The sequence below is a fragment of the Candidatus Cloacimonadota bacterium genome (assembly GCA_021734245.1).
In the GTDB taxonomy this organism is placed as follows: Bacteria; Cloacimonadota; Cloacimonadia; order Cloacimonadales; family TCS61; genus B137-G9.
This window is the reverse complement of the sequence record JAIPJH010000113.1, coordinates 1-7824: the sequence shown is the minus strand read 5'-3', so window position 1 is coordinate 7824 and position 7824 is coordinate 1. Positions and strand designations below refer to the sequence as shown.

Sequence of the window (7824 nt, the reverse complement as noted above, 5' to 3'; positions counted from 1 at the left end):
AAATTTAAGAATTTTCTTGATTCATATGAAAAAAACGAACAACCGCAAACATTTAATAATTCGCTGTTGTTCGTTCTGTTAGTTGCAAAGCTTATTTTTTCTCCATGGGAATATCCCGGAAAGTCATGCGGAAGCTATCCGATTCCTGCATCCAGATACCCAGATCGAGTTTAACAATTTTTTCGGCGCTATTATTGATATCTCGAAAGATCAAACTTGCTTTAGTTGGAACGCCATTTACCATCATAATTGTGATATCGCCGTTATTGGTCTTATTGGCAAAATTGAATTTGGCTGGGAAGAATTCATTTCCGGCATCATCGAACATTCTGGTTCTGAATCCTCTCCATCCCAGGATGGTTACTTCACGATCATCCCCAATATTCTCGATCATCAGCTCGATCACTATCTGCTTTTCATACATTTCGCAGGAAGTTATTTCGTAAACAACATCGAAGCGTTCCAATTTGAATTCTGCCGGTTCATCTGTTTCCATTACAGGTTCTTCAATTGGTTCTTTTTCCACAACCACAACTTTTTCCTGTCCGATCTTTGCTAATGTGTAGTTAAAATAAGTGTTGTTTTTGCCGACTGAGATCTCTTCATCGATCGGTTCGAAACCGGCTTTTTCAATTTGCAGTCGATAGCTTCCCGGAGCTATCATCACTTTGCTTTTGCTGATCAGTTTTTCGTTGATGCTGACCCGATCCGGCGACGGATAAATATTCAAAGTAATGATGACATCATCTATGCTTTCCAAACGTGCATAATAGGTAACTCCTTTTTCCAGGCCGCCTTCCGGAACATCGACTGTGAGTGGTTCGTAATCGGGAGCTTCAAATGTGATCTGCTGTTCACGAGCAGAAACGAAAAAATAATACACACCCGATGCGATGTTTTCTCGTTTGTATACTTTCTGTTTCAGATTCAGGTCTGTAGGCACATCGCATTCCACTTTGACAGCTGCACAATATTCCATGTCCATATCCAGCACAGAGTTGCGTTCCGCATGAAAATCAGCTGGCAGGGAACGAAATTCTGTAAGTTGAAATTGCTTGGCAAACAAGCCAACAATAACGATTAAAAATATTATTAGAAAAGTCCTTTTCATGATTTCTCCTTCCTTTTTATTATTTCAGATTAAAATAACTTTTGCGCAAAATGAATGTCAAATCATTTATTTTTTACAATTTGAATTACTTCACGAACATAAGCACATTCGCATTTTTCAGGACAGGGTTTCAAGTTGCTCTGATGCAGACAAAGACCATGACATTGATCGCTGCCGGTCAATTTCTCTTCAAAGATCGGACCTTTATACATATCGCTGAAAGCGTCAACTTGAATAGACATGGTTCCATTACAAGAATGATTGAACAGAAAAAAACCTCTTTCCAAATCCTTAAAATGAACTTGATAACCGATGATCTCGATTTCCGGATCGTAGATAAAATCACTTCTCGTTTCCCATTCTTTCTGGCAGTTTGGGCAAACTTTAAATTTCTCCATTTTCATCTCCTTCACTTTCGAGCAAAATTCCAACAGATGGTTTTCATCTGTCAACCTTAGAAAATTTCCATTCACCGAATTTTAGTTTTCCGCCCACTTTACCTTCGATGCGAGCCGTCATTTCTTTTTCTGTTTGGAATGCATAAATTATTCTTTGTGGAAAATCATGTTCAGGATTCTCAAAGATAATTTTATTTTCTTCACATTTTACTAATTTGAAAAGAGTTGCTTCTCTGCCATTCGGATTGGCAGAGTAAAAAATATCGCTATTTTGCTGGAAAATTCTCAGGAATTCAAAGGCAGTTTTTCCTGAATTTGCCACAGTTCTATTCAAACCAAGCATCATGTTTCCTTTGCTGGGAAGCCAGAATTCTTCTGTTTCTGATTTTTCGTTTTTGCAAAGCCATGAACCAGTTAATCCATTTAGATCAGCGATCTTCATTATTTCTCCTGTGAGATTTCTTTATGAACCAGTGGGATCAGCATCAAAATCGGAATTGTTCCAATCAGATAAATTCCTGCTGTGATGAAGAAGCAGCGTTGAAAGTTGTTGTCGCCGATCAAAAATCCGCCAATTACCGCAGAAGCATTCCAAAACAAACCCCAGGCAATTGTTTCCACCGAATTCCATTTTCCGCGATGCCTTTTGGGAACTACATCCATCAAAATTGAGCGAGAAAGTGGTTGAGCAGCATTCATCAGTGATCCTCGTAGAATAAAAAGTGGAATCAATAAAACAACTGCCGGATAAAAACCAATGCCGATCAAACACAAAGTTGCCAGAAATTGAACAACAAAGATCATTTCTCCTCTGCCTTTTTTAAGTGAAAACTTTTGTGCCAGCATTCCGAAAATTCCTGTAAAAATAAAGGTGAAACCCATTATCAATTGTACTGAAATTGGCTTCATTCCATAAATAGAACGAAAGAAAACCGGGAAGAACTTGATCGTCATTCCAGCACCCATACCAATTATTACGTTCGAAGTTACCAGCAAAATTGGAATTTTTTTGGTGAGTTTTGAATTCTGTTTCGAATTGCTATTTTCGAGATTATTGTTGAATAACGATTCACTCTCCTCGCCCATCGAATGTGAATCTTTAAACAGGAAAAGCACAAAAGTTGATGCCATCGAAATAATAATTCCCACCAGCATTACGGATTTCAAAATGGAAATATCCCATTTATCTCCTAAAATGAAGAATAAAATCACATTTAAAAAGGGACCGGAAGCCATAAAAAACTGACGAGTTAAATGAATTTTTGCATAAATTCCCGAGCGACTTCCACTCTTCAGTGAATCTGCCAGAATAGCTTCAAAAGCAGGTCGGGTTATTCCTTGAAAAGCTCCCCATAAAAGCATCGCAACCAGGATCATGAAAATACTTTCTGCCAAAGCTAAAGTCAGCATTGCGATAATGCCTACCAAAGCAGCAGTTTTCAGCATTAATTGTCGAGGAAATTTATCGGCCAAAAATCCGGAAGGAAAGACGATAGCAGTCATGGCAATTCCTGATGCTCCAGCCGTGATTCCCAGTAGTTCGTTGGGAGTATAACCGAACACACCTTGAGAATTTTCCACGAAAATAACCACATACAAGCTAAAGATATTTCCCATCCAGATGCCGCGACCAAAGGATTGCAGAGCTTCGAAAATAAAAGAGAGTTTTACGTTGGTGTTAAGCTGTTTAAATTTCATGGTTTTTCCTTATCTTTTTTAGCATTTCTTCAGCTTCTATGGGATGACGGAGTTCGATAACTTTCAGATTTGGATATTTATTGGATGCGAAAAGGGCAGAATATTCGATCTGTCTTTGTCTATGAGTTTTAATTACCCACCACAAAATGGAATCTGATGAAAAAAATGTAGTAAAAAAAGTTTCTCTGTTTCCAGCATAGATAGTTTTTCCCAGAAAAACACGAGGCAAAGTTCGTTTTAGAGCCCTTCCAAAAACCAGCCAGAATGGATAATTCAACCAGAAAACTACACTTGCTTTTTCAAAAGTAAGTTGGCGTACAATGCGATAATTTCCATCAATGATCCAATTTGGTTGATCTACTTCTTGTGCCAGTTTCTCAGCAAAATCTGCTTTAGGTGACCAGTTTGGTCCCCAATGCAACCGATCCATCTCAATGTGTGGAATGGATAATATTTTGGATAGTTTATCTGCAAAAGTCGTTTTGCCGGAACAGCTGGTTCCCACGACCATATATCGCAATTTGCTTTTTTCATTACCTTTTTTCATTGTTTTCCAACAGAATAAAAACGTGATTATTGTCAATTTGTTAACAAATAAGAGGAAATAATCTGTCAATTGATCTTAACAAATCGAGGTTTACAAAAGAATGAAGAATAAGAAGTTGACAAAATTTATGTAATTATAAGTTTGGAAATTGATATTGCATAAAATAGGGGGGGTAATGATTATAAGAGAATCTGCAGCCATACTTAAAAGATTAGCAACCTATTTTCCTGTTGTTAGTGTGACGGGACCAAGACAATCAGGGAAATCAACGCTTGTTCGTGCAGCATATAAAAATTACCCTTATGTTAGTTTGGAAGATCCTAGGAATAGAAAATTAGCAACAGATGATCCGTACAGGTTTTTTCAGCAATATGATAATGGAGTAATAATTGATGAAGTGCAACGTGTTCCGGATCTTTTTTCCTACATTCAAGTAATTGTTGATAAAAAAAAAATGATGGGCCAGTTTATTTTGACTGGTAGTAATCAATATGAATATATGCACAATATTACACAATCTTTGGCAGGAAGAATGGCAACCATAAAACTACTTCCATTTTCTTATAAAGAGCTCTATAAACAGAATTCAATAAAACTTGAAGAAGTTCTATTCAATGGTATGTATCCGGCAATATTTGATAGGAAAATTCCACCTTCAGAGTACTATCCGTCATATGTTACTTCATATGTCGAAAGAGATGTGAGACAAATAAAAAACATTGCAAGTTTAACTAAGTTTCAAAATTTCTTAAATTTATGTGCTGGAAGAACAGGGAGAATATTGAATAAAGAATCTTTGGCAAATGAATGTGGAATTTCTCAACCAACAGTCGAAGAATGGCTAACAATTCTTGAAGCCAGTTTTATTCTTTATAGGTTTAGACCTTATTTCAAAAATATGAAAAAAAGGATTATTCGTTCACCTAAACTATATTTTTTTGATACAGGATTAGTATGTTATTTGCTTGGAATTCATTCTGAAAAACAATTGGAAACCCATCCGCTGAGAGGGGAGATCTTTGAAACTTTTGTAATGTCAGAATTTACAAAATATCATTTTCATCGTGCTCAAAGGAATAATTACTATTTTTTCAGAGATAGCAATTTGAACGAAATTGATCTGATCATCGAAACTGGCTTTGGTGCCGTTCCAGTGGAAATCAAATCCGGCCAATCGTTAAATGATTCCTTTTTTAAAGGATTGAATTTCTTTCGCAAACTTTCGGACAAACATAAATGTGGTGGATTAATCTATGCTGGTAATCAGGAGATCACCTTCAAAAACACAATTATCAAAAACTATACTCATATTTATGATATGTATGAAGAATTGATCGAGAGAGAAAATTGGAAAATCGAAGAAGGAAAGGAATAGAATGAATAAATATTTAAATCCCCTGATCGCTACCTTCCGCCAAAAAGCCGATCCAGCTAATGCGGAACCAATGAAAAAATACATGAAAAATCTGTTTCCGTATTTAGGAATAAAAACACCCTTGAGAAAAGAACTTTCGAAAGAATTTTTCAAAAAAAACGGCTATCCCGAAATATCTGAATTGGAGGGAATTATTCGGGAGCTTTGGGATTTGCCGGAAAGAGAATATCAATATTTTGCGATTGGACTTTTGCGAAAATTCAAAGACAAAGTGGATAAGGATTTCATCCAGCTTTACGAATTCTTAATCAAAGAAAAATCATGGTGGGACAGTGTGGATGGCATTGCCAGTTGGCTGGTTGGAGAGCATTTTAAAAGGTTCCCGGAATTACGAGACAAGTACATTGGAAAGTGGATGAAAAGCGGAAATATGTGGCTGCAGAGAACCTGCCTTTTATTCCAGCTTCATTACAAAGAAAAAACCGATGTTATGCTGCTGGGTGGAATAATTATGAGCCTGGCAGGAAGTGATGAATTTTTCATTCAAAAAGCGATCGGCTGGGCTTTGCGGGAATATTCTAAAACCGATGCAGATGCTGTTATCAATTTTGTGGAAAATAATGAACGGCCAAAACTGAGCAAACGGGAAGCATATAAATGGCTTAAGAATCAAGGATACCTTGCGTAGGTATTCGAACTTCTTGCTTGATCGACCTTCGCAAGGTTTGAGTGTCAAATTATTTCATCACAATGTCGAGAGAAGCGTGAACCTTCGATACAGTTAAAATAGATCATATCCGACTTATCGCAAGACTCTTTTCATAACTTAGAACAAATCTATTTTATCTCAAAAAAAATGCTGATTAGGGACATTTTGTCATTTATTAAAACAGATTCTTCAGAAAGTCTATATTAGAAAATCCTCATAAGATATAAATTTGTATTTGTTCAATGTTAAGAATACTATCCGTGTTCATCTGTGCAAATCAGTGAGCTACTTTAAGTGACAATTTGTGAAATTCGTGGTTGAATTTCCTTGCCATCAAACTTCCCTTTTTCATTTTCATTCCATAATAATTAATAAAGGTGTTTTAAATGCAGAGAGAAAAAATTTATATTCAGCGCATCCAGCGTTTTGCCGATAGAATCAATAAACTCAGATATACCGATCCCAAGCCGCTTTCCGCTTCTTTTATTTATGATAAAATCGATCCGATTCCCTACGGAACTGCTCTGAAATCAGAATTCAAAGCAATAAAAATTGGTGAAGAATGGGGCGAACTCTGGGGTTGTGCCTGGTTTAAATTTGTTGGAAAAATTCCAACAGAATTCCGGGGTAAAGAAGTAGGTGCTCTCTTCGATCTGAACGGGGAAGGATGCGTGTGGAAAGATGGTTCTCCCTGGCTGGGTCTAACCAACAAAATTCATTGGGATTTGCGATCAGGAAAATATTTTGTACCGCTTTTTGATAACGCGGAAGGCGGAGAAGAAGTTGATCTATTGGTAGAAGCTGGAGCAAATGGACTTTTTGGTTCCGGGCAGAATGATTATCGTCTGCAGCAGGCAGAAATAGTTATTGTAAATCGTGATATTATCAAACTTGATCTGGACTTGAAAGTGCTGATAAATCTGTTTGAATCTTTGCAGGAGAATTCACCTCGACGCAATAAAATTATTTATGGTTTGAACGAAGTTTGCAATGCCTGGAACGATGGCAAAGGGATTGGAAAATGTCTGGAAATCACTTCCGATCTGCTTTCCAACCCTGCCAATACAAGTTCTTTGACGGCATATTCCATCGGTCACGCACACCTTGATCTGGCCTGGCTCTGGCCAGTGCGGGAAACAAAAAGAAAAGGCGGCAGAACTTTTGCCACAGCTCTCAAATTGATGGAAGAATATCCCGAATATAAATTCGGTGCTTCCCAACCGCAACTCTATGAATGGATAAAAACCGATTATCCGCAGCTTTACGAGCGAGTTAAGCAGGCAATTGCCGATGGCAGGTGGGAAGTTCAGGGAGCAATGTGGGTGGAGCCGGACATGAACCTGGCTGGTGGAGAAGCTCTGATTCGGCAGTGTATGTACGGCAAAAGATTTTATCAGGAAGAATTCGGCATTGATGTGAAAAATCTGTGGCTGCCGGATGTATTCGGTTACAGTGCTGCTCTTCCGCAAATCCTCAAAAAATGCGGTGTGGATGTTTTTATGACCCAAAAGATCAGTTGGAATGAAACCAATATTTTCCCGCATCACACTTTTTATTGGGAAGGCATCGATGGAACTAAAATTCTTACGCATTTTCTGCCGACCAACGATTACAATCTGGCAAATCTACCATCTCAAATGATCGCCAGCGAAAAACGTTATGCTCAGAATGATGTTTCCGATGAATTTTTGAATCTGTATGGAATTGGAGACGGCGGGGGCGGACCTTCTTTTGAACATATCGAAATGGGATTGCTCCAGCAAAATCTGGAAGGAGTTCCCAGATTCAAATTCGCTTTTGCTAAGGAATTTTTTGATAAGATTGCAGAGATTCCAGCCGAGAAACTGCCAACCTGGGTAGGAGAACTTTATCTGGAACTGCATCGCGGAACTTACACAACCCAGAGTTTAATGAAAAAACATAATCGCAAACTCGAACAGAAACTGCACGATGTAGAATTTCTGGGAGTGCTGGCAGGAGAATTAC

At 37.8% G+C, this 7824-nt stretch carries 8 protein-coding genes; 3 read left to right on the top strand and 5 right to left on the bottom strand.

Going from position 1 to position 7824, the window contains the following annotated elements:
- Positions 1-91: 91 nt before the first annotated feature.
- The 5 genes from K9N40_12415 to K9N40_12395 form a co-directional block, all read right to left on the bottom strand.
- Positions 92-1111, bottom strand: coding sequence for a PEGA domain-containing protein (locus K9N40_12415; protein MCF7815271.1), 1020 nt, complete (start codon positions 1109-1111; stop codon positions 92-94).
- A gap of 62 nt (positions 1112-1173) precedes the next feature.
- Positions 1174-1509: a hypothetical protein gene (locus K9N40_12410; protein MCF7815270.1), complete on the bottom strand. Its 336-nt coding sequence runs from the start codon at positions 1507-1509 to the stop codon at positions 1174-1176.
- Positions 1510-1552: 43 nt separating this feature from the next.
- A complete protein-coding gene (locus K9N40_12405) occupies positions 1553-1951 on the bottom strand; it encodes a DUF6265 family protein (GenBank protein MCF7815269.1) in 399 nt (132 codons plus the stop codon).
- On the bottom strand, positions 1951-3207 hold the full coding sequence (locus tag K9N40_12400; GenBank protein MCF7815268.1) for an MFS transporter: 1257 nt from the start codon (positions 3205-3207) through the stop codon (positions 1951-1953). The genes K9N40_12405 and K9N40_12400 overlap by 1 nt, the downstream gene beginning before the upstream one ends.
- Positions 3197-3754: an adenylate kinase gene (locus K9N40_12395; protein MCF7815267.1), complete on the bottom strand. Its 558-nt coding sequence runs from the start codon at positions 3752-3754 to the stop codon at positions 3197-3199. Before K9N40_12395 ends, K9N40_12400 begins: the two co-directional genes overlap by 11 nt.
- A gap of 148 nt (positions 3755-3902) precedes the next feature.
- On the opposite strand from K9N40_12395, the gene K9N40_12390 reads away from it, so the two are divergent.
- From K9N40_12390 to K9N40_12380, 3 genes are all read left to right on the top strand, one after another.
- Positions 3903-5129, top strand: a complete 1227-nt coding sequence (locus K9N40_12390; protein MCF7815266.1) for an ATP-binding protein — start codon at positions 3903-3905, stop codon at positions 5127-5129.
- A gap of 1 nt (position 5130) precedes the next feature.
- A complete protein-coding gene (locus K9N40_12385; protein ID MCF7815265.1) occupies positions 5131-5817 on the top strand; it encodes a DNA alkylation repair protein in 687 nt (228 codons plus the stop codon).
- Positions 5818-6224: 407 nt separating this feature from the next.
- Positions 6225-7824, top strand: a 1600-nt coding sequence (locus tag K9N40_12380) for an alpha-mannosidase 2c1 (protein ID MCF7815264.1), incomplete at its 3' end; no start/stop codon positions are given.

Bases quoted from the DNA above. Each gene is read 5' to 3' on its own strand.
- K9N40_12415 (MCF7815271.1), bottom strand. From the start codon at position 1,111: ATGAAAAGGACTTTTCTAATAATATTTTTAATCGTTATTGTTGGCTTG.
- K9N40_12410 (MCF7815270.1), bottom strand. From the start codon at position 1,509: ATGGAGAAATTTAAAGTTTGCCCAAACTGCCAGAAAGAATGGGAAACG.
- K9N40_12405 (MCF7815269.1), bottom strand. From the start codon at position 1,951: ATGAAGATCGCTGATCTAAATGGATTAACTGGTTCATGGCTTTGCAAA.
- K9N40_12400 (MCF7815268.1), bottom strand. From the start codon at position 3,207: ATGAAATTTAAACAGCTTAACACCAACGTAAAACTCTCTTTTATTTTC.
- K9N40_12395 (MCF7815267.1), bottom strand. From the start codon at position 3,754: ATGAAAAAAGGTAATGAAAAAAGCAAATTGCGATATATGGTCGTGGGA.
- K9N40_12385 (MCF7815265.1), top strand. From the start codon at position 5,131: ATGAATAAATATTTAAATCCCCTGATCGCTACCTTCCGCCAAAAAGCC.